The 26,599-nt window shown below is 71.4% G+C and carries 24 protein-coding genes; 16 read left to right on the forward strand and 8 right to left on the reverse strand.

Annotation, left to right across the window (positions count from 1 at the left end; translation table 11 throughout):
* Positions 1 to 8: 8 nt before the first annotated feature.
* Genes AC3WRT_RS15660 through AC3WRT_RS15670 form a run of 3 tightly spaced genes read right to left on the reverse strand, consistent with a single transcriptional unit; the run spans position 9 to position 4,347 of the window.
* The gene (locus tag AC3WRT_RS15660; protein WP_492723527.1) at positions 9 to 1,085 is read right to left on the reverse strand and encodes a ferredoxin family protein; all 1,077 of its coding nucleotides are present in this window, start codon (positions 1,083 to 1,085) and stop codon (positions 9 to 11) included.
* Positions 1,082 to 3,670: a DNA gyrase/topoisomerase IV subunit A gene (locus tag AC3WRT_RS15665; RefSeq protein ID WP_492723529.1), complete on the reverse strand. Its 2,589-nt coding sequence runs from the start codon at positions 3,668 to 3,670 to the stop codon at positions 1,082 to 1,084. The genes AC3WRT_RS15660 and AC3WRT_RS15665 overlap by 4 nt, the downstream gene beginning before the upstream one ends.
* Before the next feature lie 56 nt (positions 3,671 to 3,726).
* Positions 3,727 to 4,347, reverse strand: coding sequence for a nitroreductase family protein (locus tag AC3WRT_RS15670; RefSeq protein ID WP_492723531.1), 621 nt, complete (start codon positions 4,345 to 4,347; stop codon positions 3,727 to 3,729).
* A 54-nt stretch (positions 4,348 to 4,401) separates the two neighbouring features.
* Here AC3WRT_RS15670 and AC3WRT_RS15675 point away from each other — a divergent pair, with 54 nt between their 5' ends.
* The 4 genes from AC3WRT_RS15675 to AC3WRT_RS15690 all read left to right on the forward strand — a co-directional run bounded on the left by AC3WRT_RS15675 (position 4,402) and on the right by AC3WRT_RS15690 (position 9,720).
* Positions 4,402 to 7,101, forward strand: coding sequence for a bifunctional acetate--CoA ligase family protein/GNAT family N-acetyltransferase (locus tag AC3WRT_RS15675; RefSeq protein WP_492723533.1), 2,700 nt, complete (start codon positions 4,402 to 4,404; stop codon positions 7,099 to 7,101).
* A gap of 104 nt (positions 7,102 to 7,205) precedes the next feature.
* On the forward strand, positions 7,206 to 7,805 hold the full coding sequence (locus AC3WRT_RS15680) for a DUF5998 family protein (RefSeq protein ID WP_492723535.1): 600 nt from the start codon (positions 7,206 to 7,208) through the stop codon (positions 7,803 to 7,805).
* Positions 7,806 to 7,864: 59 nt separating this feature from the next.
* Positions 7,865 to 9,013, forward strand: coding sequence for an alkaline phosphatase family protein (locus AC3WRT_RS15685; RefSeq protein ID WP_492723597.1), 1,149 nt, complete (start codon positions 7,865 to 7,867; stop codon positions 9,011 to 9,013).
* A gap of 11 nt (positions 9,014 to 9,024) precedes the next feature.
* On the forward strand, positions 9,025 to 9,720 hold the full coding sequence (locus AC3WRT_RS15690; protein ID WP_492723536.1) for a thymidine kinase: 696 nt from the start codon (positions 9,025 to 9,027) through the stop codon (positions 9,718 to 9,720).
* Between the two features lie 84 nt (positions 9,721 to 9,804).
* On the opposite strand, the gene sepH is transcribed toward AC3WRT_RS15690, so the two are convergent.
* Entirely contained in the window at positions 9,805 to 11,442 is a 1,638-nt protein-coding gene (gene sepH / locus AC3WRT_RS15695) for a septation protein SepH (RefSeq protein ID WP_492723538.1), read from the reverse strand.
* Positions 11,443 to 11,626: 184 nt separating this feature from the next.
* On the opposite strand from sepH, the gene AC3WRT_RS15700 reads away from it, so the two are divergent.
* From AC3WRT_RS15700 to AC3WRT_RS15710, 3 genes are all read left to right on the forward strand, one after another.
* Positions 11,627 to 12,262, forward strand: coding sequence for a trimeric intracellular cation channel family protein (locus AC3WRT_RS15700; protein WP_492723540.1), 636 nt, complete (start codon positions 11,627 to 11,629; stop codon positions 12,260 to 12,262).
* Positions 12,263 to 12,337: 75 nt separating this feature from the next.
* Positions 12,338 to 13,462: a ferrochelatase gene (locus tag AC3WRT_RS15705; protein ID WP_492723542.1), complete on the forward strand. Its 1,125-nt coding sequence runs from the start codon at positions 12,338 to 12,340 to the stop codon at positions 13,460 to 13,462.
* Between the two features lie 9 nt (positions 13,463 to 13,471).
* Complete coding sequence (locus AC3WRT_RS15710; RefSeq protein WP_492723544.1) at positions 13,472 to 14,377, forward strand: inositol monophosphatase family protein; 906 nt, start codon at positions 13,472 to 13,474, stop codon at positions 14,375 to 14,377.
* A 50-nt stretch (positions 14,378 to 14,427) separates the two neighbouring features.
* Here AC3WRT_RS15710 and AC3WRT_RS15715 read toward each other — a convergent pair whose 3' ends face one another.
* Positions 14,428 to 14,613, reverse strand: a complete 186-nt coding sequence (locus AC3WRT_RS15715) for a hypothetical protein (RefSeq protein ID WP_492723546.1) — start codon at positions 14,611 to 14,613, stop codon at positions 14,428 to 14,430.
* A gap of 348 nt (positions 14,614 to 14,961) precedes the next feature.
* Here AC3WRT_RS15715 and AC3WRT_RS15720 point away from each other — a divergent pair, with 348 nt between their 5' ends.
* The 5 genes from AC3WRT_RS15720 to AC3WRT_RS15740 all read left to right on the forward strand — a co-directional run bounded on the left by AC3WRT_RS15720 (position 14,962) and on the right by AC3WRT_RS15740 (position 17,865).
* Positions 14,962 to 15,261 carry a DUF4193 domain-containing protein gene (locus AC3WRT_RS15720; protein ID WP_020145516.1) on the forward strand — a complete coding sequence of 100 codons (300 nt, stop codon included), beginning with the start codon at positions 14,962 to 14,964 and terminating at the stop codon, positions 15,259 to 15,261.
* 53 nt (positions 15,262 to 15,314) lie between these two features.
* The gene (gene dut, locus AC3WRT_RS15725) at positions 15,315 to 15,821 is read left to right on the forward strand and encodes a dUTP diphosphatase (RefSeq protein WP_492723548.1); all 507 of its coding nucleotides are present in this window, start codon (positions 15,315 to 15,317) and stop codon (positions 15,819 to 15,821) included.
* A gap of 104 nt (positions 15,822 to 15,925) precedes the next feature.
* Entirely contained in the window at positions 15,926 to 16,693 is a 768-nt protein-coding gene (locus tag AC3WRT_RS15730) for a DUF3710 domain-containing protein (RefSeq protein WP_492723550.1), read from the forward strand.
* A gap of 55 nt (positions 16,694 to 16,748) precedes the next feature.
* Complete coding sequence (locus AC3WRT_RS15735) at positions 16,749 to 17,144, forward strand: OB-fold nucleic acid binding domain-containing protein (protein ID WP_492723552.1); 396 nt, start codon at positions 16,749 to 16,751, stop codon at positions 17,142 to 17,144.
* The gene (locus tag AC3WRT_RS15740; protein ID WP_492723554.1) at positions 17,137 to 17,865 is read left to right on the forward strand and encodes a DUF3159 domain-containing protein; all 729 of its coding nucleotides are present in this window, start codon (positions 17,137 to 17,139) and stop codon (positions 17,863 to 17,865) included. Before AC3WRT_RS15735 ends, AC3WRT_RS15740 begins: the two co-directional genes overlap by 8 nt.
* 40 nt (positions 17,866 to 17,905) lie before the next feature.
* Here AC3WRT_RS15740 and AC3WRT_RS15745 read toward each other — a convergent pair whose 3' ends face one another.
* On the reverse strand, positions 17,906 to 18,592 hold the full coding sequence (locus AC3WRT_RS15745) for a potassium channel family protein (protein ID WP_492723556.1): 687 nt from the start codon (positions 18,590 to 18,592) through the stop codon (positions 17,906 to 17,908).
* 23 nt (positions 18,593 to 18,615) lie between these two features.
* Positions 18,616 to 19,278, reverse strand: coding sequence for a potassium channel family protein (locus AC3WRT_RS15750; protein WP_492723558.1), 663 nt, complete (start codon positions 19,276 to 19,278; stop codon positions 18,616 to 18,618).
* A gap of 207 nt (positions 19,279 to 19,485) precedes the next feature.
* Between AC3WRT_RS15750 and AC3WRT_RS15755 the strand changes: the two genes are divergently transcribed.
* Genes AC3WRT_RS15755 through AC3WRT_RS15765 form a run of 3 tightly spaced genes read left to right on the forward strand, consistent with a single transcriptional unit; the run spans position 19,486 to position 23,248 of the window.
* Positions 19,486 to 21,450, forward strand: a complete 1,965-nt coding sequence (locus AC3WRT_RS15755; protein ID WP_492723600.1) for an APC family permease — start codon at positions 19,486 to 19,488, stop codon at positions 21,448 to 21,450.
* Positions 21,447 to 22,745: a class I SAM-dependent RNA methyltransferase gene (locus AC3WRT_RS15760; RefSeq protein ID WP_492723560.1), complete on the forward strand. Its 1,299-nt coding sequence runs from the start codon at positions 21,447 to 21,449 to the stop codon at positions 22,743 to 22,745. Before AC3WRT_RS15755 ends, AC3WRT_RS15760 begins: the two co-directional genes overlap by 4 nt.
* 56 nt (positions 22,746 to 22,801) lie before the next feature.
* Complete coding sequence (locus AC3WRT_RS15765) at positions 22,802 to 23,248, forward strand: acyl-CoA thioesterase (RefSeq protein ID WP_492723561.1); 447 nt, start codon at positions 22,802 to 22,804, stop codon at positions 23,246 to 23,248.
* Between the two features lie 54 nt (positions 23,249 to 23,302).
* Here AC3WRT_RS15765 and AC3WRT_RS15770 read toward each other — a convergent pair whose 3' ends face one another.
* Positions 23,303 to 23,524 (reverse strand): hypothetical protein, encoded by a 222-nt coding sequence (locus tag AC3WRT_RS15770; RefSeq protein ID WP_492723563.1) that lies wholly within the window; start codon positions 23,522 to 23,524, stop codon positions 23,303 to 23,305.
* Between the two features lie 194 nt (positions 23,525 to 23,718).
* On the opposite strand from AC3WRT_RS15770, the gene acnA reads away from it, so the two are divergent.
* Positions 23,719 to 26,502 (forward strand): aconitate hydratase AcnA, encoded by a 2,784-nt coding sequence (gene acnA, locus AC3WRT_RS15775; RefSeq protein ID WP_492723565.1) that lies wholly within the window; start codon positions 23,719 to 23,721, stop codon positions 26,500 to 26,502.
* Positions 26,503 to 26,599 lie beyond the last annotated feature (97 nt).

Genomic DNA, 26,599 nt, shown 5'->3' on the forward strand with positions numbered 1-26,599 from the left:
GAAAGCGCTCAGAACCATGCCTCGGTGGTCGTCGCCCGGTGCTCCAGAACCTCGATCGGCTTCTTGCCACACGACTCGGGGCGAGTGCGCCCGGTGGGCTCGCGCGTGACGCCCACCCGCCAGCGACGGCCGTCGGTGTGGGTCACGATGACCTCCCAGCCGGCGTCGGTCTCGGTGGGCTCGGCCGCCCAGAGTGCGTCCAGTCTCGTCTCGCCCGTCTCGGCCCGCACGTGCGACTCGGCGCACTGGGACGGAACGGGTACGCCGGAGCGTCCACGGTCGTGCACGGGGCCGACCAGCTCGGCGGGCACGTGCCCCGACATGCTCGCCGCCAGGATCCACTCGGTGGCTCGGTCGTCGAGCCTGGCGAAGGTCTGCCCCCAGGGCAGCAGGACACCGGTGGGCGCGAACCGGTGCCCGCCGGTGTGGGACACCTCCCACGCGCGGCCCGGCGCCACATGGGCTGCATGGGCTGCGAGGGGACGGCCGCGGACGGCGCAGCACACATCGCGCCGGCCATTCGTGCACACCAGGAGGGCCGGCTCGCCGGGAGCGGACCCGCGGAGCGAGGCCTGCACGAGGGAGCGGTTCCCGCGCGCCAGGGCGGCCCAGTCCATGCCGAGCAGCTCGCCGAGGTGGTCGAGCTGGGCGGTGAGCAGCCAGGCGTCCTCGGGACGAGAGCCCGCGTGGGCCACGAGGACGTGGCGCGGCCCGTCGTGCGCCGGGTGGCCACCGGGGCGCCGCACGAGCATGAAACGCCCACCACCCCGGGTGGTGCGGGCGTCGAGCTCCGCCCCAAGCTCACGGTCGAGGTGCGACTCCCGGGCGGCGTCGCGCCCCCAGGGCCCCGGCTGCTCGACGACGACGAAGAAGCGGGCGGTGGCGGCGGTGCCGTAGGCGCTGGTGCCGTCGTGGTCCCACAGCACCGAGCACGCGTCGGAGGCCGGCGTGCCGTAGCCGGTGGTGGCCGGGTGCTTCTCGTGCCCGTCCGCTCGCTCAGCGCTGCCGGCGCTGCCGGCGCTGCCGATGACGCCGGGATCCCAGTCGTCCCGGGCCGGCGTGGCGGCGCCTGGGGGCCGGCTCATGCCTGGCCCTCGGCGTCCGGATCCGTGGCGCCACTGGACGGTTCGTCGGTCGACTCGGTGCCGCTCGACTCGGTGCCGCTCGACTCGGTGCCGCTCGACTCGGTGCCGCTCGACTCGCTGTCGGTCGACTGGAAGAGCGGCCGCGGCCCGGCAACCTGGGCGATCACAGCCGTCTGGGGGAGCCCCGAACCGTCGCGTCGACCGTCGGCGGGTGGCAGCTCGATCGCGACACCGTTGGCCGCTGCGGCGCGGGCCGGTGTGTTGCCGGCGAAGGCCAGCAGCAAGGAGTCCTCGCCGCGCAGGAAGCGATGGCACCGCACGCCACCGGTGGCGCGCCCCTTGGCCGGGTACTCGGCATACGGCGTCACCTTGAGCGAGCCGCCCTCCGTCCCGGGAAGGGCGCCGGACGATCCGGCGGAGGTGACGACGACACCGTCGAGGGTGGCGTCGGCGACCCCGAAGAACACGGCCCGCGCGCCGGCGCCGAGCTTGACGCCGGCCATGCCGCCCGCGCTGCGTCCCTGCGGACGCACCGTGCGGGCCGGGAAGCGCAGCAGCTGGGCGTCGGAGGTGACGAAGACGAGGTCGAGGTCCTCGCGGTCGGCCACACCGGCGCCGACCACCCGGTCACCGTCCTTGAGGCTGATGACGGGCCAGTCGTTGCTCTTCGGCGCCTCGGACGTGACCCGCTTGACGACGCCGGCGGCCGTGCCGACGGCGAAGACGGGTGCCTCCGCGCCGATGGGCACGATGGTCACCGGCGCCTCGCCCTTGCCGAGGTCGACGTAGGCGGCGAGCGGCGCGCCACCGGAGAGGCTCGGAGCGCCGTTGGTCGGCGGGAGCGTAGGCAGGTCGAGTGCCGAGAGGCGCACCATCCGTCCGGCGCTCGTGACGAGGCCGAACTCGCCGCGCGCCGTGGTGCGAACCGCCCCGATGACGACGTCGTGCTTCGAGCGGGACCCCTCTGCCGACACGGGGTCGGCGGTGCCGGTGCGGGCCAGCAGCCCGCTGGACGACAGGAGCACCCAGCAGGGGTCGTCCACGATCTCGAGCGGCGAGGCGGCGGTCGCCGCCGCGCTGGCGCCCGAGCTCTCCAGGAGAACCGTGCGGCGGGCAGTGCCGTGCGCCTTGGCGACGTCGGCGAGCTCGGTGGACACGAGCTTCATGAGCAGCTTCTCGTTCTCGAGCAGGGCGCGCAGCTCCTCGATGGCGCGCTCGAGCTCGCCCTTCTCGTTCTCGAGCTCGATGCGCGAGAACTTCGTGAGCCGGCGCAGCTGCAGGTCGAGGATGTAGGTGGCCTGCGCCTCGGAGAGGTCGAAGACCTCCATGAGGCGCGCGCGGGCGGTGGCGGCATCGTCGGAGGACCGGATGACCTGGATGACCTCGTCGATGTCGACGATGGCGATGAGCAGGCCCTCGACGAGGTGCAGCCGCTCCTCGCGCTTGGCGAGACGGTGTGCCGTGCGCCGGCGCACCACGTCGGTGCGGAACTCGACGTAGACCTTGAGCAGCTCCTTGAGCCCCATGGTGCGCGGTTGGCCCTCGACGAGGGCGACGTTGTTGATGCCGAAGTTCTCCTCCATCGGCGTCAGCTTGTAGAGCTGCTCGAGGACGGCGTCGGGGTTGAAGCCGTTCTTGATCTCGATGACCAGGCGCAGGCCGTGGGCCCGGTCCGAGAGGTCCTTGAGGTCGGCGATGCCCTGCAGCTTCTTGCCCTGCACGAGGTCCTTGACCTTGTCGATGACCTTCTCCGGTCCGACGAGGTAGGGCAGCTCGGTGACGACGATCCCCTTGCGACGCGGGGTGATCGACTCGATTCGAGCCGTGGCGCGGGTGCGGAAGCTGCCGCGCCCGGTGAGGTACGCGTCGCGGATGCCCTCGAGCCCGACGATCTTCCCGCCGCAGGGCAGGTCGGGCCCGGGGACGAACTTCATCAGATCCTCGAGCGAGCACGTCGGGTTGGCGATGAGGTGCCGCGCGGCGCCGATCACCTCGACGAGATTGTGCGGGGGCATGTTCGTGGCCATGCCGACGGCGATGCCGGCCGCGCCGTTGACGAGCAGGTTGGGGTATGCCGCGGGCAGCACGCCGGGCTGCAGCTGGGTGTCGTCGTAGTTGGGGACGAAGTCGACGGTGTCCTCGTCGAGACCCGCCACCATGAGCAGGGCGGCGTCGGCCATCCGGGCCTCGGTGTAGCGGGCGGCGGCGGGGCCGTCGTCGAGGGAGCCGAAGTTGCCGTGGCCGTCGATGAGGGGCAGACGAAGCGTGAACGGCTGGGCCATGCGCACGAGGGCGTCGTAGATGGCCTGGTCGCCGTGCGGGTGGTACTTGCCCATGACCTCGCCGACCACCCGCTGGCTCTTGACGTGGCCGCGGTCGGGGCGCAGGCCCAGCTCGTTGGCGCCGTAGAGGATGCGCCGCTGCACGGGCTTCAGGCCGTCGCGCGCGTCGGGGAGGGCCCGGGAGTAGATGACGCTGTAGGAGTACTCGAGGAAGGCGTTCTGCATCTCCTCCTCGACGTCGATGCCGACGATCTTCTCCTCGAAGTCCTCGGGGGGAGGCGGGGTGGTCGTGCGTCGGGCCATGCCGGGTGGTGCTCCTTGCCGCTAGCGGGTCAACGCCCCATCTTCGCGCAGCGCCTTCAGGCCTGCTCACCTGCCACGCCGAAACGCCCCCAGTGGGCCACCTCTCGGCCCCCGCGCCGGTGCCGACGCAGGCTCGGACTCCTGGGTCCCGGGACGGCATACCCGATCGACACGACGCCCACGATGGTGCGGCTGGGAGGGATGCTGAACGCCTCGTGCACAGCGGCCTGGCGCTCGGGCGGCACGCCGAAGAAGAGGCTACCGAGCCCCTCGTCGGTCGCCGTGAGCAGGATCAGGAGCGAGGCCATGCCGGTGTCGACGTCCCAGTACGGCACGGGCCAGCGCGCCTCGTCGCGATCGGTCCAGCCCTTGTCCGGCGCGGCGTAGCGGTCGAGGTAGGCGTCCTTGTGCGAGAGGCACAGCACGAGCACCGGAGCGGCTCGTATGCCGTCCAGCCACGGGTCGCTCGGCGCGTCGGGCGTCGTCGTCGCCGCCCAGAAGGCACCGCGCTCGTCGGGCGTGGCCAGCACGACGAAGTCCCAGCCCTGGCTGAAGCCGGCGCTGGGGGAGCGGACCGCGTTGGCCAGGCACCGCTCGACGACGTCCCGAGGGACGGGACGGTCGGGGTCGTAGCGGCGGACCATGCGTCGCGATCGGACGACCTCGGAGAACTCCATGCGACCAGACTCCCATCTCCGGGGTGGGGAGACCCGACGTGACACGATGACCCCATGGAGGGCGGCGGGCTCAGCGACGACACGGGCACCATCGAGCGCATCTCGGCGCAGGCCACCGGGGCTCCCGTCGAGTGGGAGGCCGACGTGGTGCTGCGCGACGGTACGGTCGCGCACGTGCGGCCGATCACGCCCGACGACGCCGACGGCATCCGCCAGTTCCACAGCAGGCAGTCCCCTGAGTCCATCTACCTGCGCTTCTTCGCGCCGCTGCGCGAGCTCAGCGAGAAGGACGTCCACCGCTTCACCCACGTCGACCACCATGACCGTGTCGCCCTGGTCGCCACCCTCGACGGCGAGATCATCGGCATCGGCCGCTACGACCGGATCAGGCCCGGCTCGGCCGAGGTCGCCTTCAACATCTCGGACCACTTCCAGGGCAAGGGCATCGGCTCGGTCATGCTCGAGCACCTCGCGGCCATCGCCCAGGAGATGGGCATCAACCGCTTCGTCGCCGAGGTGCTGCCCCAGAACCGCAAGATGCTCACGGTGTTCAAGGAGGCGGGCTACGAGGTCGCGCACCACATCGAGGACGGCGTCGTCGAGGTCTCCTTCGACATCTCGCCGACGGAGCAGAGCAAGGCCGTCCAGCTCTCGCGGGAGCACCGCGCCGAGTCGCGCAGCATGCACACGATCCTCTTCCCGGAGCGGGTCGCGATCATCGGGGCGAGCCGGCGGGAGGAGTCCATCGGCGCGCTCGTCATGCGCAACATCCTCGCCGCCGGCTACCAGGGCGAGCTCTACCCGATCCACCGGGTGGCCGACCGCATCCAGGGACTGACGGCCTACCCGAGCATCCGGGACGTGCCGCAGCCCGTCGACCTCGCCATCGTCGTCGTGCCGGCGGCGCAGGCGATCGACGTCGTCAAGGAGTGCGGCAGGGCCGGTGTCAAGGCGCTGCTCGTCCTGTCGTCGGGCTTCGCCGAGGCCGGTGAGGAGGGCACGGCCCTGCAGGAGAAGCTGCGTCGTCGGGTGCGCCGCGCGGGCATGCGCATCGTCGGTCCCAACAGCTTCGGGCTGATCAACAACGACCCCTCCGTGCGGCTCAACGCCACCCTGGCCTCCGTCATCCCGGGCACGGGCAGGCTCGGCCTGTTCGCGCAGAGCGGTGCGCTCGGGGTCGCGGTGCTCGCGTCGGCGGCCCGGCGAGGGCTCGGCATCTCGGTCTTCGCCTCCGCGGGCAACCGCGTCGACGTCTCCGGCAACGACCTCATGCAGTACTGGATCGACGACCAGGAGACCGACACCGTCGGCCTCTATCTGGAGTCGATGGGCAACCCGCGCAAGTTCTCCCGGATCGCCCGCCACCTCGCCTCGGTCAAGCCAGTCGTCGTCGTCAGCTCCGGCGTCTCGAGCTTCGCCGCGCCTCCCGGTCACCGCACGCGGATCACCAACGTGCCGCCGCAGGCGTTCGACGCCCTGCTCCGGCAGGCCGGCGTCATCCGTGTCGAGAACGTCCACCAGCTCTTCGACGTCGCCCAGCTGACCCTGCACCAGCCGCTCCCGAGGGGCGACCGCGTCGCGATCGTCGGCAACTCCGACGCCCTGGGCGCGATCAGTGCGAGCGCCTGCCTCAGCTGGGGCCTGAAGGTGACGCACGGCCCCGTGTCCCTGCTGCCGCAGGCATCGGCCGAGGAGTTCGCCACCGCCCTCGACGCCGCCTTCGCCGACCCCGAGGTCGACAGCGTCGTGGCGGCCTTCATCCCACCCCTGGTGACCCAGGACGAGGAGGTCCACGCCGCGGTGCGCACCATCGTGGCGAGGCACGAGAAGCCATGTGTCGCAACCTTCCTCGGCATGCGTGGCGTCGGCGACGGCCTCTCCTACGAGCAGCACGGCGTCCGTCGCTCGGTGCCGGCCTACTCCATGCCCGAGGACGGCATCCGCGCCCTCAACGCCGTGACGCGGTATGCCATGTGGCGCCAGCGCGACCGCGGCACCCCCGTCGCCCCGGTGGGCATCGACCGGCTTCGCGCCGAGTCGCTCATCGAGGCACACCTCGCGGGCAGCCCGGAAGGCCGGGCTCTCACGCGTGACGAGGCGCGCGAGCTGCTCGGCACCTACGGCATACGCGTGTGGCCGGCGGTCGAGGTGTCGAGCGCGGACGCCGCGGTGGCCGCGGCCGACGAGCTCACCTACCCCGTGATCCTCAAGTCCACCTCACCGGTGGTGCGCCACCAGCCGGGGCTCGTCGGGGTGCGGGGCGACCTCGGCGACGCGGAGGCGGTCCGTGACGCCCACGCGTCGTTGCGCCTGCGCCTGGGACCGCTCGGCGCGGACCGGTTCGTCGTGCAGCGCATGGCGGTGCCCGGGGTGTCGTGCGTCATCCGGGCCAGCGAGGACCCGCTCTTCGGGCCGGTGGTCAGCTTCTCGGTGGCGGGGCCACCCACCGAGCTGCTCGGCGACATCGCCCATCGCATCCCGCCCCTCACCGACGTCGACGTCACCGACCTCATCGACGGCGTCAAGGCCGCGCCACTGCTGAGCGGTCACCGCGGCGCCGCCCCCGTGCACCGGGCGGCGCTCGCCGACCTCATCGCCCGGCTCTCGGTGCTGGCGGACGACCACCCGGAGCTGGCGTCCGTCGAGCTCAACCCGGTCAACGCGTGGACCGGCGGCGTCGACGTGCTGGGGGCGGAGGTCGTCGTCCGTCCGGCGCTCGTGCGCAAGGACCCTGGCCGCCGGCGCATGACCTGACGTCGGGCCCGGACCGGCCCGCGGTGCATCCCGCACCGAGTGGCCGCTGCAGGCGTGTGGACGGCTGGGCCGGGACACGCACGTGCGGGTGCAAGGATGGGGGCATGCGACGCGCCACCCCGGGAACCAGCCAGACCCTTCCCGACGACCTGACCGCGGCGATCACCCGCGCCGGCTACTACCCCTCGCTCGTGTGCGATGTCGTGGAGTCGGCGGTCGCCGATGACGAGGTCGTCTGCCACCTCGTGCACCAGGAGACGACCTTCGACCACGAGACGGTGCGGCGCCACGTCACCGTCCTCGTCGTCACGCCGCTACGCCTCGTCATCGCGCACGCTGACGACCACGCCGAGTCCGAGGACAAGCTGATGGCCACGGCCACCACCGAGACGGTGCCGCTCGCCGCCGTCCGCGGCGTCATGCTGACCCACGTCGTGGCCCAGCCCGACACGTTCACGCCGGGCACGCACGGGCGCGACCTGACGCTGACTCTCGGCTGGGGCGCCGTGAGCCGCCTCGACATGATCCCGGCCCAGTGCGGCGACCCCGACTGCGTGGCCGACCACGGCTTCGAGGGCACCATCGCCTCCGACGACATCTCGTTGCGCATCAGCTCGGCTGCCGACGGCGAGGACGCCGTCGGGCGGGCCATGCACTTCGCGCGTGTGCTCTCGGCCAGCATCGGCGGCGGCACGGCCGTCTGACCACCACTGTGGCTGACGACCGGGCTGACGACCTGGCTGACGACGTGGCTGACAACGACATGACCGCCGGCGCGTCCGGCCCGACCGACTGGTCCGCGGGGACCCTCGCCTCCGTGCTGCCGTCCGTGGCCGACCGCCTCGGGGTGCCGAGGTATGCCGGCCGGGACGTCTTCGACCTACCCGAGGTGCCGCGCACCGTCGTGGTGCTCGTCGACGGCCTGGGCTTCGACCTGCTGCGCCAGCGCAGCGGCCACGCCCCGTTCCTGCGCAGCCTGCTCAGCACCGCCAGCCGGGTGCCGTGTGGCTTCCCGTCGACGACGGCGACCTCGATGGGAACCTTCGGCACGGGCCTGCCGCCCGGTGCGCACGGGCTCGTCGGCATGCAGGTGCTCGACCCGGCGACCGACCGGCTGCTCAACGAGCTGTCCTGGGAGAACGGTCCCGACGCGCGGCTGTGGCAGCCCAACGAGACGGTGTTCGAGGCGGCCGATGCCGCGGGCGTCCCCGTCACGATGGTCGGCCCGCACTACTTCGACGGCTCGGGGCTCACCACCGCGGCGCTGCGCGGCGGGCGCTTCCGGGCGGGCCAGAGCCTCGACGACCGGGTCGACGCCTCCGTGGCAGCCGTTCGGGCGACGCCGCGGGCACTCGTCTATCTCTACTGGGGAGAGGTCGACAAGGTCGGGCACGTGCACGGCTGCCAGTCGTGGCAGTGGGGTGACGAGGTGGAGTCGGTGGACGCCGCTCTGCGCCGCCTCGCGACCCGGGTCCCGGACGACACGTCGATCGTCGTCACCGCCGACCACGGAATGGTGGACGTGCCCTTCCCCGACCGCGTGGACCTCGCGCACGAGCCGGCCCTCATGGCAGGGGTGCGCCACCTCGGCGGCGAGCCGCGCAACCTGCAGCTCTACACCGAGCCGGGAGCGCGCGCCGACGTCGCGGCCGCCTGGGCCTCGCGCCTCGGCGACCAGGTCACCATCCTCAGCCGCGAACGCGTCGTCGACGAGGGTTGGCTCGGCCCGGTGCGCGCCGGTGTCGAGGAGCGGGTGGGCGATCTCGTCGTCGTGGCGGGCGGCGCCTTCGCCGTCGTGCACTCGGGTCTGATGCGCCCCCAGGTGGTCGCCCTGCTGGGTCTGCACGGCTCGACGAGCGACGCGGAACTCGCCGTGCCCGTGGTCGTGGTGCCGCCACGCCGGGACGCCTAAGGTGGTCCCTCGTGGCTGAGCTCGTCTTCTTCTCCGGGACCATGGACTGCGGCAAGTCGACCCTCGCCCTCCAGATGGACCACAACCACAAGGCGCGCGGCCGGGTGGGGCTGATCTTCACCAAGATGGACCGCGCCGGTGCCAACGTCCTCAGCTCGCGCCTGGGCCTCTCGACGGGAGCCCTCGAGGTCCGCGACGACCTCGACTTCTGGGACGCCATCGTCGACCGGGCCACTGCCGGGACCCGCATCGACTACCTCATCTGTGACGAGGCGCAGTTCTACACCTGCGACCAGGTCGAGCAGCTCGCCCGGATCGTCGACGAGATGGACGTCGACGTCTTCGCCTTCGGCATCACGGCCGATTTCCGCACCGAGCTCTTCCCGGGCAGCAAGCGCCTCATCGAGCTGGCCGACCGCGTGCAGGTGCTGCAGGTCGAGGCGCTGTGCTGGTGCGGGCGCCGGGCGACGACGAACGCGCGGGTCATGGACGGCGTCATGGTCGTCGAGGGCGAGCAGGTCGTCGTCGGTGACACCTCGCCGAGCACCGCGGGCCTCGTCGAGTACGAGGTGCTCTGCCGCCGCCACTACATGCGACGGATGACCTCCCACGCCGCCAAGGCGGCCGCCGTCTCTCCCGAGGTGCTGCCCTTCGACCTCGACGTGTGCCCGGTGCCGCCGCCACTGCCGATCACCCAGGCCGACTGACCTTCGCACGCGCGCCTAAGCGGGTGGCCGACGCGGGCGCCCCGGGAGCGCAGGCTCCGTCCGGTCCCTCAGGCGCTCGGGCGATCAGTCGTTCTTGCGGCCGAACATGATGTCGTCCCAGCTCGGCACACTGGGCCGGCCGGACTTGCGGGACGGCGCGGACGGCCGGGGCCTCGGCTTCGCCGCCGCAACGCGCTGCGCGATGACGTCGTCGTGGTCGTCGGTCGCCTCGGGCTCGGCGACATCGGCCGCGGCCGGTGGCGGCTGGCGGCGCCGGTTCCCTGCCGGTCGGAGGGCCGGAGCCTCGGGCCGGACCTCAGGCTGGGGAGCACCGGGAGCCACGACCGCCGCTGCATCCGCCTTCGCGTCGGACTCCCCGCCGCCGTCCAGATGCGCCGGGCTGCCTGCGTGCGCGGCGTCTACTGCACGCGGGTCGCTGTCCCCGTGTCCGTCTGCGTCGGCGTCGGTGCGCGCTCCGGTGAGCGCGTCCGGCTCGCCGTCGTCGTCCTCCGCTCCGGTGGCGATCGTCGTCTCGACGCCTGACCCGGGATGCTCGGCGCCCCGCGGGACCACGACCGTGTCGGTCGTGTCGACCGTGTCGACCGTGTCGACCGTGTCGACCGTGTCGGTCGCGTCGGCCGCGTCGGTCGTGTCGATCTGGGCCGCGATGTCCGGTTCGTTGGTCGCGCCACGGGCTGACGTGTCGCCGGCACGCTCGGGCTTGGATCTGTCGGGGGTGTGCTGTCGCACCGGCTGGGTGCGTTCGAAACCCCGGGCCTGACGGCGCGCGGCCTCGCCGCCGACCCGCTCCTGCATCGTGCCCGTCTTGACGACGTCGGGATCGTCCTCGGGGTGCGTGTGGGCGGGCGGGGGCAGCTCGTCCCGAGGGTCGCCGGCGAGCTCCTGCAGGGGCAAGGCCTCCTCGGGCGCCTCGTCGAGGCCCGGCACCTCGGCCGACTTGGCTCGGCGGCGACGACCCCGCTGGGCGCTGCGCTCCCGCATCGCGGCCATGAGGTCGACGGTCTCGCCCTCCCGCCGACGCGGGGTGGACGCGGACACACCGCCCTCGGCCTCGACGTCGTAGACCCGACTCGGACGGCTCGACGCCGCCAGGTGCGGGGCCGGGATCGGACCGGGACCCTGCTGGTCCTCGTCCTCGCTGAGCCAACGGGCCTCGTCGTCGACCGTGGAGACGGTCCTGGCCAGTGGGTCGAAGGTCCAGGCGGCCTCGCGCTGGCGCCCGCCGGCGTTGAAGAGCAGCAGGACGGTCCAGGCGCCCTTGTCGGTGCGGCGGGAGTCCCAGCGGACGCTTCCGCCGTCGATCTCGCGAGAGTGCAGGCGTTCGGTGACCCGTGCCTCGAGGGTGGGCGCCGCCCCGTGCGACCCCCCGCGCGGCCGAAGCCGCACCTGGCGGGCCAGACCGGCGACGTGCTCTCGCTCGGCGAGGATCGGGCCCTCGTAACGATGCACCTTCTCCACCGACCATCCGGCCCGGTCCGCGACCTCCTCGGCCGTCATGCCGGCGCGGATCATGGCCTGCACGTCCTTGGGCCGCAGGCTCCCGGAGGTCTCGATCTGCAGCTGACCGAGCCGCGGGCGATCGCGCCGGGCAGCGGCCCGGAGCGACTCGTCGAGCGGGAGGGAGAAGCGGTTGCCCTCGTCGTCGGCCAGCAGCAGGTGCAGTCCGTCCTCGTGGACGCCGACGAGCCTGAGGTGCTGCATGGGGGGTCTCCCGGTACCGAGTCTGCGTGGTCGTGCCGTCGTGGTGCCCCGCGCTCGTCAACCGCCGATCGTGAACCGCTGATCGTGGACGCTCGAGCCGGCCGGTGCGCCGTGCAGTCGAGCATGCCACCGGCATGGGCGCCGACCCAAGCGACCACGCCGCGCAGGTAGCGTTTGCTCTGGCATGCCTACCTCGTTCGCGTCCGCGCAGCTCGCCCTCGACCTCGTCGGCGTGTTCGTCTTCGCGCTCTCCGGTGGCCTCGTCGCGGTCAAGAAGCGCTTCGACCTCTTCGGCGTCCTGGTTCTGGCCTGCGCGGCGGCCCTGGGCGGCGGCATCGTGCGTGACCTGCTGATCGGCGACATCCCGCCCGTGGGAATCAGCGACTGGCGGCTGTTGACGGCCGCGGCCCTCGGCGGCGTCGTAACCTTCCTCTTCCACCCGGGCGTCGAGCGCATCACCCGCTTCGTGCGCGTCCTCGACGCCGCCGGGCTCGGCGCCTTCGCCGTGGCGGGGAGCCTCAAGGCCGTGACGACGCCCGGGGTCTCGCCGGTGGCCGCGGTGCTCGTCGGCGTGATCACCGCGGTCGGTGGCGGCGTCATCCGCGACCTGCTCGCCGGCCACGTCCCGGAGGTCCTGCGCCGGGAGCTCTATGCCGTACCTGCGATGCTCGGCGCGATCATCGTCGTCGTCGCAGCGCAGCTCGGCTCGTTGCAGGACTGGGTGCTGTGGGGCGCGGCGGGGCTGGTCCTCGCCCTGCGCATGCTCGCCGTCCGTCTCGACCTCAACGCCCCGACACCCCTGCGCTCCAACCCCACCTAGGAGCCACGCCGAAACCCTGTACGCAGAACAGCGCCCGAGCCTGTGCGCACCTCACCACCCACCGATGGCGGAGACATGACACCAGAAGCTTCCACGACGCCCGACCCGACCTCCTCGCTGCTGGCCCCCTACGACGCCGTGCTCCTGCTCGGCTTCGGGGGACCGGAGGCCCCGGAGGAGGTCATGCCCTTCCTGCGCCGGGTCACGGCCGGCCGCGGCATCCCGGACGAGCGGCTCGAGGCGGTCGGGGAGCACTACCACCACTTCGGCGGCCGTAGCCCGATCAACGGCCAGAACCGCGCCCTCATCGCAGCGCTGCGGGCCGAGCTCGACGCCCGTGGCATCGGCACGCCGATCGTCTGGGGCAACCGGAACAGCGAGCCCTTCGTCGACGACGCCCTGCGCGAGAGCCATGCAGCCGGCCACCGCCGCGTCGTGACGCTCACGACCAGCGCGTACTCCTGCTACTCCTCGTGCCGCCAGTACCGCGAGAACCTCGCGGACGCGGCGGCCGCCGTGGCCGAGGACGGGATCGAGCTGCGGATCGACAAGGTGGGGCAGTACGCCGCCCGCCCGGGTTTCGCCGAGGCCAATCTCGGTGAGCTCCTCCGCTCCCTGCGTGCCCTCGACGGCGCCCCCGACGCCGAGATCGCGCTGCTCTTCGTCACCCACTCCATCCCCGAGGCCATGGACGACACGTCTGGTCCCGGCGACGGTGAGGGCAACCTCTACCAGCGCCAGCACCTGGCGCTCGCCTCACACCTGACGCAGGAGGCCAACCGCGTCCTGGGTCGTGACCTCACCGGCGAGCTCGTCTTCTGCTCGCGCTCAGGCCCGCCCAGCCAGCCCTGGCTGGAGCCCGACGTCAACGACCGGATGCGCGAGCTCGCGGCCGCTGGCGTCCGCACCGTCGTGACGGCCCCCATCGGGTTCGTCAGCGACCACATGGAGGTTGTCTACGACCTCGACACCGAGGCGCAGGAGACGGCCGACAAGCTCGGCCTCACCCACGTGCGGGTGCCTACGGTCGGCACCGACGACGTGTTCGTGCGCGACCTCGTCGACGCCCTCCTCGAGCGGGCGGCCGAGGCCCGGGGCGAGGGCGTGACCCAGTTCGAGGGCCGGATGCCGGCGGTCTGCGCCCCGGGATGCTGCCCCAACCTGCGTCAGGCCCGTCCGGCTCTTTGCGGCAGCGACTGAGAGGCACCGATGACCACCGTTCCCATCCCGTCCTCACAGCCGGACCAGCCATCCCTCCCGGACGGTGTCACGGTGGAGGGACTCGAGCGACTCTGCGTCGAGTTCGCCACCGAGGCATCCCGCTTCATCCGCGACGAGCGACCGGCCGAGATGGGGGTGGCCGCGACGAAGTCGACCGAGACCGACGTCGTGACGGTCATGGACCGGCGCTCCGAGGAGCTGCTGCACCGGCTCATCCGCGCCGCCCGCCCTGACGACGGCATCCTCGGCGAGGAGGGTGCCGACGTGACGGGCACCACCGGGCTGACCTGGGTGGTCGACCCGATCGACGGCACCGTGAACTACCTCTACGAGGTGCCTGCGTATGCCGTGTCCGTGGCGGTCGTCGTGGGGGACGCCCAGGCCGAGGGCGGCTGGACCCCGGTCGCAGGAGCGGTCGCCGACCCCTGCCGTCGTCTGGTGCACCACGCCGGACGAGGCACGGGCGCCTGGAGCAGCCCCGAGGAACCCCACGATGGTGCGGCGCCGGCCCGGCTCTCCGTGTCCTCGGAGGACCGCCTGGCCCGTACGCTGCTGGCCACGGGCTTCGGCTACGACGCGCAGGTCCGGGCCCGGCAGGCCGAGGTGCTCCGGCGGGTGTTGCCCCTCGTCCGTGACATCCGGCGCATCGGCAGCGCTGCCCTCGACCTCGTCCGTGTGGCGGAGGGCACCGTCGACGCCTACGCCGAGACCGGGCTCAACGCCTGGGACCTGGCCGCCGGCTGGCTCGTCGTCGAGGAGGCCGGGGGAGTGGTCCTCGGCAGCCCCGAGACGCTATGGCACCGCCCCGGCAAGGCCCTGACGGTCGCTGCTGGGCCTGCCCTCGTCGAGCAGGTGCGTGAGCTCTTCGTGGCGCACGGCGACGCCGCCGGCTGAGCATCGGGACGGGGCGGACGGCATACGCCCGCTTCTCTCCAGGGGACTGCTCAGGCCGCCTGGAACGGCTCGAGCTCGGGGACCCGGATGCCGTTCTCGCTCGCGAGGCGAGCGAACGACTCCAGCTCGCCGGTGTGCACCTGGACGCGGTAGTCGTCACCGGCCCGTCGCGCGTCGGCGAGGTCGCCCAGCGCGTCGTGGACACGTTGCCTGATCTGTTCGACGAACTCGGTCATGGGTGCCACCTCCGGGCCTGGGTAGTCGATCGGTCGGGTCCGGAGACCCTACCGCGCCGCAGCAGGCCCACTGTGCACCCTCCCACGTCGGCGAAGTGCAAAGCGCCGGTGAGTTGTTGGCCCGAAAAGGGTAGGAGTGTCCAGCGGTGTCCCGTGCTCATCTCAGGCGTGCGCCCATCAAGGTGACAACGCCTCGGCGATCGGGCACCATACGCGCACGCGGACATGTTTCGTCGCTGTCGACAACGCCGTCGAGGGCACGGGTCCCACGGGAACAAGCACGGGTCGAGGAGCGTTCTCCGCGTCACAGACCGCAAGGCGCATCACGAGTAGAAGCGAGAAAAGCAGATGGCAACCGATTACGACGCGCCACGCAAGACTGACGACGACCTGAGCGAAGACTCCATCGAGGAGCTGAAGTCACGTCGGGTCGACAAGACGTCGTCCAGCGTGGACGTCGACGAGACAGAGCAGGCCGAGGGCTTCGAGCTGCCCGGCGCCGACCTCTCCGGCGAGGAGCTCTCCGTCCGCGTCCTGCCCAAGCAGGCAGACGAGTTCACCTGTGGGCGTTGCTTCCTCGTCCACCACCGCAGCCAGCTCGCCAAGGAGAGCAACGGCATGATGATCTGCACGGAGTGCGCCGCCTGAGCGCACCGCTGACCTCGCCGCAGCACGGCCAGGAGCAAGTAGGGTCGGTCCTCGTGACCGACCCTTGTGCTGTCCCGGTCCGGCGGCTCGACCCCGGCCTGCCCCTGCCGGCCTATGCCCACCCGGGAGATGCGGGCGCCGACCTGCGAGCCCGCGTCGACGTGACCATCGAGCCGGGGGAGCGCGCGCTCGTCCCGACCGGCGTCGCGCTGGCCCTGCCGCCGGGCCACGCGGGGTTCGTGCACCCGCGTTCCGGTCTCGCCGCCCGCCACGGCATCTCGATCGTCAATGCCCCTGGGACGGTCGACGAGGGCTACCGGGGCGAGATCCTCGTCAACCTCGTCAACCTCGACCCCCGCGAGAGCTTCACCGTGCGGCGCGGTGACCGCATCGCCCAGCTCGTCGTGCAGCGCGTCGAGCACGCGGTCTTCGTCGAGGTCGATTCGCTCGACTCCACCAGTCGGGGGGACACTGGACATGGATCCACTGGTGGGTTCGGTCCTGGTCTCAACCAGGTCACCGCCTCGCCGACACCGGGGGAGTCGCCCGCAGGGGCGTGATCATCGGATACGGTTCGCCGGGCGCTGCGTCAGCGCCGCGACGGACCACCTCCCCGGACGGGCACGACGCCCGCCGGACAGCAGGACTCAAAGGACGGAATGACGTGGGACTCTTCAGCCGGGGCAAGTCGAAGGACGGCCCGGACGCCGGTGCCGAGGAAACTGAGCTGACCGACGAGCTCGACCAGGTCGACGTCGGGGAGGAGACCGACGCTGACGAGGCAGCCGCCGACGGACAGGCCCGCACGGGCGGCCCTCTCGACCGCAGCGAGATCGACGACGACAGCGACTACCTCAACCTCGGAGCCATCTGGCTGCGCGGGCAGCAGGGCATGGAGCTGCGGCTCGAGGTCAACGAGCAGGAGCAGCAGATCACCGGTGTGACCGCCGTCGTCGGCGAGTCGGCCGTGCAGCTGCAGGCTTTCGCGGCGCCGCGCACCGAGGGCGTCTGGATCGACATCCGCAACGAGATCGCCACGAGCATCGTCGACGCCGGCGGCACCGCCGAGGTGATGACGGGAGAGTTCGGCGAGGAGCTGCTCACCCGCATGCCCCAGGCCGGCGCCGACGGCCGCACCGTCTTCATGCCGGCGCGGTTCGTCGGCATCGACGGCCCCCGGTGGTTCCTGCGTGCCGTCGTGTCGGGTCGGGCCGCCATCGAGCCCGCCGCAGCCGAGGCCGTCCACGACGTCATCCGCACGACGGTCATCGACCGCGGCGACGAGGCGATGCCTCCCCGCGAGCTGCTGCCGCTGAAGCTTCCCGACGCCGAGGGGGTGGCCCAGGCCGACGCCGACCAGCCGGGCGGTGCCCCTTCGGACGACGGCCTCAGTCCCTTCGAGCGCGGCCCCGAGATCACCGAGGTGCGCTGATGCCCACCCCGTGCACCGGACGGTGTCGCGGAGCGGGACTGTCCGAGGTGCGCCCGTGACGACAGCCCATCCCGGCGCCCTGCGCCGCCTCACCGAGCGCCTGACGCGCTCCGCGCACGACCTCGAGGCCGCCCAGCTTCGACGCGAGTCCTCCGACCTGCTCGGAGTGGTGCACATCGGCGAGGCGCGGCTGCGCACGAAGGTCACCGTCTGCGGCGAGGTGCGCTCCGTCACGCTACGTCCGCGCGAGGAGACACCCGCCCTCGACGTCGAGGTGTGGGACGGCACCGACTCCCTGCACCTCGTGTGGCTCGGCCGCCGCCGCATCCCCGGCATCGTCCCCGGGATCAAGATCCGGGCTACGGGCCGCATCACCACCCGCCGCAAGGTCATGACGATGTTCAACCCCGCCTACGAGATCATCGGCCGGGCGGGTCAGGCCCATGGCTGAGGCCGACCACGAAGCCGCAGTCCCGAGCGCCGGCGAGCCGGACGCGATCGCCCGGTCCGAGACCGACCTGCGCCGCTACGACACGGTCGAGGAGCTGCTCCGCGACAAGCTGTCCGAGGCCCTCGGCGGTTGGCGCGGAGCCGTCGAGTCCGCCGTCCCGACTCTCGCCTTCGCGCTCGTCTGGGCCCGCACCGAGAACCTCCGCACGGCCCTCGTGGTCGCCGGCGCCTGCGTCGCCGTGCTGCTGCTTGTCCGTCTCGTTCAGCGGCAGGACCCGCGCTTCATCGCGTATGCCGCTGCCGGGGTCGGCATCTCCGCGTTCTTCGCACTCCGGTCGGGTAAGGCCGAGGACGCCTTCCTGCCCGGCATGCTGCAGAACGCCGGCCTGCTGGTGCTGCTGCTCGTCACGAACCTCACCCGGTGGCCGCTCTTCGGCTTCGTCGTCGGCGTGGCCGAGCCAGAGGCGTTCGCGGAGAACCCGACCTGGTGGCGCCAGCACCGGGGCATCGTCACGGTTGCAGCCCGGCTGGCGTGGGTGCTGATCGCGCTCAACGTCGTGAGGCTCGCGGTCATGGTGCCGCTCTACCTGGCGGAGCAGGTCGCGGCGCTCGGCGTCGCCAAGGTCGTGCTCGGCTGGCCCGCCTACCTGCTCGCCATCACGGCGATGGCCGGCATCCTGCTGCGCGGCCGCACCCCGATCGACGCGAGCCGACACCCCTGAGGCTGGGGTCTGCCAGTCAGTCTGAGCTGCGCCCTTCGGGTCAGTCGTTGACGGCGGCGTGGTGGCGCTCGTCCGGTGCCACGAGGTCCTGGAGGCGGTCCTCCTGCTCGGTCGTGGTGATGAAGAGCAGCTCGTCGCCGGCCTCCATCGCGTCGTCCGGGGTCGGCGCGAGCGGCCGCTCCTCGCGGATGATCGCGACCAGGACGGTGTCGGTGGGCCACTCCACGTCGCCGACCCGGCGCCCGGCGAACCGGCTGCCCTCCGGCAGCGTGATCTCGACCATCGAGGCCCGGCCCTGCTGGAACTCGAAGATGCGCACGAGGTCGCCGATGCTGACGGCCTCCTCGATCAAGGCCGTCATGAGGCGCGGCGTCGACACCGCGACGTCGACGCCCCAGGACTCGTCGAACATCCACTCGTTCTTGGGGTTGTTGACCCGGGCCACGGTGCGCGGCACCCCGAACTCCGTCTTGGCCAGCAGGGACAGCACGAGGTTGGCCTTGTCGTCGCCGGTGGCGGCGACACACACGTCGGACTCCTCGAGCCGGGCCTCCTCGAGGGCGGCGAGCTCGCACGCGTCGGCCAGCAGCCACGACGCCTCGGGGACACGCGAGGCCTGGACGTCGTCGGCGTCCTTGTCGATGAGCAGCACCTGGTGCCCGTTGGCGAGCAGCTCTCGGGCGATGGACCGGCCGACGCTTCCGGCTCCGGCGATGACGACGCGCATGGGGGTTCTCTCCTGAGTGCCGGTCAGTGGGGGGCCGGAGCCTGGTCGCAGAGGCGCTCGACGCGAGCGAGGTCGTCACGCGGAACGACGAGGTGCACGAGGTCGCCCTGCTGCACGACCGTGTCGGGACGCGGCAGCGTGCCCTCCCCGAGGCGCGTGACGTAGGCGACCCGCGTCCCCGTCTGGTCCTCGAGGTCGCTGAGGTGCCGACCGATCCACGGCTCGGCCAGCGGCACCTCCGCGATGACGATCTTGCCGCTGGGATCGGTCAGCTCCGGGACCGCACCCTGGGGCAGCAGCCGCTGGATCATCTGGTCGGAGGTCCAGCGCACCGTGGCCACGGTCGGGATGCCGAGGCGCTGGTAGACCATGGCGCGCTGCGGGTCGTAGATCCGCGCCGCGACGTGCTCGACGCCGAACGTCTCGCGTGCCACCCGGGCGGCCAGGATGTTGGAGTTGTCACCGCTGCTGACCGCGGCGAACGCGTACGCGCCACGGATGCCGGCGGCGATGAGGGTGTCCCGGTCGAAGCCGATGCCGGTGACCGTCTGGCCCTCGAACGAGGTGCCGAGGCGGCGGAACGACGAGGCGTCCGAGTCGATGATGGCGACGTCGTGGCCGTTGCGGCCGAGAGTGCGGGCGAGGGTCGAGCCGACGCGGCCACATCCCATGATGACGAAGTGCACGGACGCGACGCTACACCGTGACGCAGCCCCCGACCGGGCAGCCCGCGCACGGTGCCCGGCCGGCGAAAAGGAAGCACACGGCATACGGCCCCCGGCTGCCCCTCGTGGCACTGGACAGCGCGGTCAGTCAGTGCCCGGGATCCGTCATACAGTGGCGTCGTGCCCGGTACCGGTTCGCTCTTCAAGCGCCTCCTTCTCGGTCGCGCGATGCGCAGCGACAAGCTCGGGGAGACCCTACTCCCGAAGCGGCTGGCGCTACCGATCTTCGCGAGCGACGCGCTCTCGTCCGTGGCCTACGCGCCCGACGAGATCCTGCTCATGCTGGGTCTGGCCGGCGGTGCCTTCGTCGCCACGCACAGCTGGCAGATCACCGTGGCCGTCGTCCTCGTCATGGTCGTCGTCGTCGCGTCGTACCGCCAGAACGTCCACGCCTACCCGTCGGGCGGCGGGGACTACGAGGTGGCGACGGTCAACCTCGGGCCGCGTGCCGGACTGACGGTCGCCAGCGCGCTGCTCGTCGACTACGTCCTCACCGTCGCGGTGTCGATCTCGTCCGGGGTGCAGAACGCGGCCACGGTGCTGGGGTTCGTGCGAGGGCACGAGGTGATCGTGGCGGTGGCCCTGATCGCCTTCCTCACCGCGATGAACCTTCGCGGAGTGCGTGAGTCGGGTAAGGCCTTCGCCGTCCCCGTCTACGCCTTCATGCTGGCCATCATCGGCATGGGCATCTACGGCGTCATCCAGCACTTCACCGGCACGTTGACCCCGGCGGAGAGCGCCCCCCTGACCCTCGTGCCCGAGGAGGGCCAAGGGGTGACCGGGATCGCGGCCGCCTTCCTGCTTCTCCGTGCCTTCTCGTCGGGCTGCGCCGCCCTCACGGGTGTGGAGGCGATCTCCAACGGCGTCCCGGCCTTCAAGAAGCCCAAGAGCGACAACGCCGCGGCGACCCTCCTGCTGATGGGGACGCTCTCGGTGGTCATGCTCGGGTCGATCATCGCGCTCGGCCAGTGGACCGGCATCAAGATGGCCGACAACCCCAGCACCCAGCTGCTGCGGCCGGACGGCCAGCCGGTGGGCGACCTCTACGTGCAGCACACGGTCATCGGCCAGCTCTCGGAGGCGGTCTTCGCCAACTTCACCGTTGGCGTCGTCTTCGTCTCGATCGTGACCGGGCTGATCCTCGTGCTCGCGGCCAACACCGCCTTCAACGGCTTCCCCGTGCTCGGTTCGATCCTGGCCCGCGACGGCTACCTGCCCCGGCAGCTGCACACGCGCGGCGACCGGCTCGCCTTCAGCAACGGCATCCTCATCCTCGCCAGCGCCGCCATCGTCCTCGTCATCGTCTTCAAGGCCGAGGTCACCGCCCTGATCCAGCTCTACATCGTCGGCGTGTTCGTCTCCTTCACGACGTCGCAGATCGGGATGGTCCGGCACTGGACGCGCCACCTCCGGCTCGAGCGCAACGCCAAGGAGCGCGCCCGCATGCAGCGCTCGCGGGTCATCAACGGCGTGGGCGCGGCGATGTCGGCCACCGTGCTGGTCGTCGTGCTGCTGACGAAGTTCCAGGCGGGTGCGAAGTACGCCATCCTCGCCATGGTCGTCCTCTTCGTGCTGATGCTCGGCATCAAGAAGCACTACTCCCGCGTCCGGGACGAGCTCGCCATCGACTGGGACGTCGAACGGCCGATGCTGCCGAGCCACGTGCACGCCATCGTGTGCATCTCCAAGGTGCACAAGCCGACGATGCGTGCCCTCGCGTATGCCCGGGCGAGCCGGCCGACCTACCTCGAGGCGGTCACCGTCGACGTCGACCCCGACGAGACCCAGGCGCTGCTCGACGAGTGGGACAAGCGCGACATCCCGGTGCCGCTCAAGGTGCTCTCGTCGCCCTACCGGCAGATCACCAAGCCGATCCTCGACTACGTGCGCTCGATCCGCAGCGGCAACCCTCGCGACATCGTCACGGTGTACCTGCCCGAGTACGTCCTCGGAAAGTGGTGGGAGCAGGTCCTGCACAACCAGAGCGCACTGCGCCTCAAGGCGCGGCTGCTCTTCACCCCGGGAGTCATGGTCGTCAGCGTGCCGTGGCAGCTCCAGTCCTCGGAGGGTGCCGAGCGCGACTGGATCGACGAGCCGCCGATCAGCGGCTCGGTGCGTGGGGGAGCGCTGTGAGCGGTCGGCAGAACCGGGAGCGCGCGTCCGGTGGGGAGTCCCTCGTCGGCCAGGAGTGGACGGTCGAGGTCGGTGCGGTCGCGCACGGAGGGCACTGTGTGGCTCGCCACCAGGGGCAGGTCCTCTTCGTGCGCCACACGCTGCCCGGTGAGCGCGTGGTCGCAAGGGTGACCGAGGGCCGGGTCGGCGACAGCTTCGTGCGGGCCGACGCCGTCGAGATCCTGGAAGCCGCCCCGGGCCGGGTCGAGCCGCCGTGCCCGTATGCCGCGCCCGGCCGGTGCGGAGGCTGCGACTTCCAGCACGCGTCCCTGCCGACCCAGCGCGACCTCAAGGCCGCAGTCGTGCGCGAGCAGTTCTCCCGGATCGCGGGGCTCGAGGTCGACGTCGAGGTGAAGCAGGTGCCCGGCGACGAGGACGGGCTGAACTGGCGCACCCGTGTGGAGTTCGCGGTCGACCGCACGGGGCGGGCCGGCCTGCGGCGCCACCGATCGCGCGACGTGGTGCCCATCGACAACTGCCTCATCGCCACGCGCAACGTCATCGACTCCGGCGTCCTCGACACCGAGTGGCCCGACCTCGCGGCGGTCGACGTCATCGACGCCGTGCACCCGGACGAGCCGGTGCTCGTGCCGCTGCCCTCGTCGAAGCGGCCGGGCGACGGGGGGCGCGCCGGCTCCGGCGGGACCGGGTCGGAGACCGGCGGGGGACTGGTCGGTGAGCTGGCCAGGGACGGGGAGTGGGAGGGCGAGTACGTCGTCGCGGCCCGCGGCTTCTGGCAGGTGCACCCCGGTGCGGCGTCGACCTTCCTGTCGCGCGTCGTGGCGCTGCTCGGCGCCCAGCCCGGCGACCGCGTGGTCGACCTGTATGCCGGCTCCGGCCTCTTCACGATGCGCCTCGGCGAGCTCGTGGCTCCGGACGGCTTCGTCCTCGGCGTCGAAGGTGACCGCCGTGCCGTCGAGAACGGGGAGGTCAACACCGAGCACCTCGACAACGTCGAGTGGCGGGCCAACCGCGTCGATCGCGAGCTGCGCTCCCTCGGGGGTCAGGACGTGACTGCCGACCTCGCCGTCCTCGACCCGCCGCGCACCGGAGCCGGCAAGGAGGTCATGGCCCTGCTCGCCGAGCTGTCGCCCCGACGGGTGGTCTACGTCGCCTGCGACCCCTCGGCCCTGGCGCGCGACGTCAAGGCGGCGGGGCAGAGCGGCTACACGATGGTGTCCCTCGAGGCGTGGGACGCCTTCCCGATGACCCACCACGTCGAGTGCATCGCGGTGCTGGAGCCGACTCCGGCCTGAGCCGGGCCCGGCTTCGGGCGGGGCTCGTGCATGACGTGCGTCGCCGGCAGGAGAGCATGACCGTCATGTCGTTCAGCTATCCCGTCGCAGTCAAGTTCTCCGAGATCGACCTCGCGGGCGTCGTCTTCAACTCGCACTACCTGACCTGGTGCGAGGACGCGAAGATGGCGTTCCTCGACAGCCTGGGCCACGGGCCGTACTGGTTCGCCGAGTCGGACCGCCTGGCTCTGGTGCGGCACGCCCAGATCGACTGGACGGCAAGCCTCAAGCCGCTCGACCACGCGGACATCCGCGTCGTGGTCGATCGCCTCGGCACGTCGTCGTTCACGCTGCGCCACGAGATCTGGCGCCGCGGCGAGCAGCCCCTCCTCACGGCTACGTGCGTCATCACCTACGTCTGGTTCGACACCGTCGCCGGCGAGAAGGCGCCCCTCGACCCGGACTTCCGCGAAGCCCTTGCCCGCCGCCTGGAGTCTCGCTCGTCCGATGCGCAGGCATCCTGAGCTGAGCGGCCTGAGCGCGGCCCGTGGCCGACCCGGGAAGGTGGGGCACAGCAGTCAGGCGGCGTCCGCCCGGACGTCTGCGGGGCGGGTGACGTAGGACCGCCCGGTGGGTGCCATCCACGTGCATGTGCCATCCGCGTCCATGGTCAGGGCCCAGCCGGGGTGGTGCCTGAAACCGTGATGCGTACGGCACAGGCAGACGAGCTTGCACTCCGTCGCCGATCCGTCCGGATAGCGCACGACGTGGTCGAGATCGCGCCGTCGTGCTGCACGCATGCCCGCAGCGAGCCGAGCCCGGCAGCCCCTGCCCACGGCCGTGAAGGGGGCGGCAGGAGACACGGAGGCGATGACGCGTGAGGATGGCTGGGTACGGGTGTGGACTGACAAGGTCGGGTGCGTGTGGTTAGATATATCTTGACGTCAAGATAAATCGAGCATCGTGACATGAGAGTTGCTGGAAGGAGCCCGTCGTGGGCAGTGTTGACAGCTTCAAGGCCAAGGGGACCCTCGAGGTCGGTGGCCAGTCCTACGAGATCTACCGTCTCGCAGGCGTCGAGGGGCAGGAGACGCTGCCCTACAGCCTCAAGGTCCTCCTCGAGAACCTCCTGCGCACCGAGGACGGCGCGAACATCACCGCCGACCACATCCGCGCGGTCGGCTCCTGGGACGAGAACGCCCAGCCCGACACCGAGATCCAGTTCACGCCCGCCCGCGTGATCATGCAGGACTTCACCGGCGTGCCCTGTGTCGTCGACCTCGCCACGATGCGCGAGGCCGTCGCCGACCTCGGTGGCGACCCCGCCAAGATCAACCCGCTCGCCCCGGCCGAGCTCGTCATCGACCACTCCGTCATCATCGACGTCTTCGGCCGCGCCGACGCCTTCGAGCGCAACGTCGAGATCGAGTACCAGCGCAACCGCGAGCGCTACCAGTTCCTGCGCTGGGGCCAGACCGCGTTCGACGACTTCAAGGTCGTCCCCCCGGGCACCGGCATCGTCCACCAGGTCAACATCGAGCACCTCGCCCGCACCGTCATGGTCCGCGAGATCGACGGCGAGCGCGTCGCCTACCCCGACACGTGCGTCGGCACGGACTCGCACACCACGATGGTCAACGGACTCGGCGTGCTCGGCTGGGGCGTCGGCGGCATCGAGGCCGAGGCGGCCATGCTGGGCCAGCCGGTGTCGATGCTCATCCCGCGTGTCGTCGGCTTCAAGCTGAGCGGCACCATCCCGACCGCTGCCACCGCGACCGACGTCGTCCTCACGATCACCGAGATGCTGCGCAAGCACGGCGTCGTCGGCAAGTTCGTCGAGTTCTACGGCGAGGGCGTCTCGCAGGTGCCGCTCGCCAACCGCGCCACCATCGGCAACATGAGCCCCGAGTTCGGCTCGACGTGCGCGATCTTCCCGATCGACGACGTCACGCTCGAGTACCTGCGCCTCACCGGCCGCTCCGACGAGAGCGTCGCCCTCGTCGAGGCGTACGCCAAGGAGCAGGGCATGTGGCTGACGGCCGGTCCCGACCAGCCCGAGGCCCGCTACAGCGAGTACCTCGAGCTCGACCTGTCGACGGTCGTCCCGTCGATCGCCGGTCCCAAGCGCCCGCAGGACCGCATCGCGCTCACCGACGCCAAGTCCGCCTTCCGCCGGGTGCTCCCGACGTACGTCGCGCACGACGAGGGCGAGTCCGGCAACGCCGAGTCCTTCCCGGCCAGCGATCCCGGCGTGGACGACGGTGGCGACAGGCCGGCCGACGGCGCGACCAACGGCCGTCCGTCCAACAAGGTGTCGGTGACCGACGCCGAGGGCCGCGAGTTCGACATCGACCACGGCATCGTCTCGATCGCCTCGATCACGAGCTGCACCAACACCTCCAACCCCTCGGTCATGATGGCGGCCGCGATGCTGGCCAAGAATGCCGTCGAGAAGGGCCTCTCGGTCGCCCCGTGGGTCAAGACCTCCATGGCCCCCGGGTCCAAGGTCGTCACCGGCTACTACGACAAGGCCGGCATGTGGCCCTACCTGGAGAAGCTCGGCTTCCACCTCGTCGGCTACGGCTGCACGACGTGCATCGGCAACTCGGGGCCGCTCAATGACGAGATCTCCAAGGCGATCAACGAGAGCGATCTCGCCGTGACGTCGGTCCTCTCGGGCAACCGCAACTTCGAGGGCCGCATCAACCCCGACGTGAAGATGAACTACCTCGCGAGCCCACCGCTCGTCATCGCCTACGCGCTGGCCGGCACGATGGACTTCGACTTCGAGTCGGAGCCGCTCGGCCAGGACGCCGACGGCAACGACGTCTTCCTGAAGGACATCTGGCCGGCTCCCGCCGACGTCGAGCGCACCATCGCGGCCTCGATCAGCCAGGAGATGTTCACCGAGGACTATGCCGACGTGTTCGCCGGTGACGAGCGCTGGCAGTCGCTGCCGACGCCGGAGGGCGACACGTTCGCCTGGGACGCCGAGTCGACGTACGTGCGCAAGCCCCCGTACTTCGACGGCATGTCGATGGAGACGACCCCGGTCGCCGACATCGACGGCGCCCGCGTGCTCGCCAAGCTCGGTGACTCCGTCACGACCGACCACATCAGCCCCGCCGGCGCGATCAAGAACGACAGCCCGGCCGGCCGCTACCTCGCCGAGCACGGCATCGAGCGCAAGGACTTCAACTCCTACGGCTCTCGCCGCGGCAACCACGAGGTCATGATCCGTGGCACCTTCGCCAACATCCGCCTGAAGAACCTCCTGCTCGACGGTGTGGAGGGCGGCTTCACACGCGACTTCACCAGGGGCGGCGAGCAGACGACGATCTACGACGCCGCGCAGAGCTACGCCGAGGCCGGCACGCCGCTCGTGATCCTGTCGGGCAAGGAGTACGGCTCCGGCAGCTCGCGTGACTGGGCGGCCAAGGGCACCAGCCTGCTGGGGGTCAGGGCTGTCATCGCCGAGAGCTACGAGCGCATCCACCGCTCCAACCTCATCGGCATGGGCGTCATCCCGCTGCAGTACCCCGCCGGCCAGAACGCCGAGTCGCTCGGGCTCGACGGCACCGAGACCTTCACGATCACCGGCATCACAGCGCTCAACGAGGGTGACACGCCCAGGACCGTCAAGGTCGTTGCCGCGAAGGAGTCGGGTGAGACGGTCGAGTTCGACGCCGTCGTGCGCATCGACACCCCGGGAGAGGCCGACTACTACCGCAACGGCGGCATCCTCCAGTACGTCCTGCGCTCGCTCGTCAACAGCTGACCTGCGACGCCCGACGGGCCCCGCACGCCGCTCCGCGCGGTGTGCGGGGCCCGTCGTCGTCCCGGCCGATGGCGTATGCCGTCCCGCCGGCTGGGTG

The sequence above is a fragment of the Terrabacter sp. FW104-15G4B genome, from assembly GCF_058790095.1.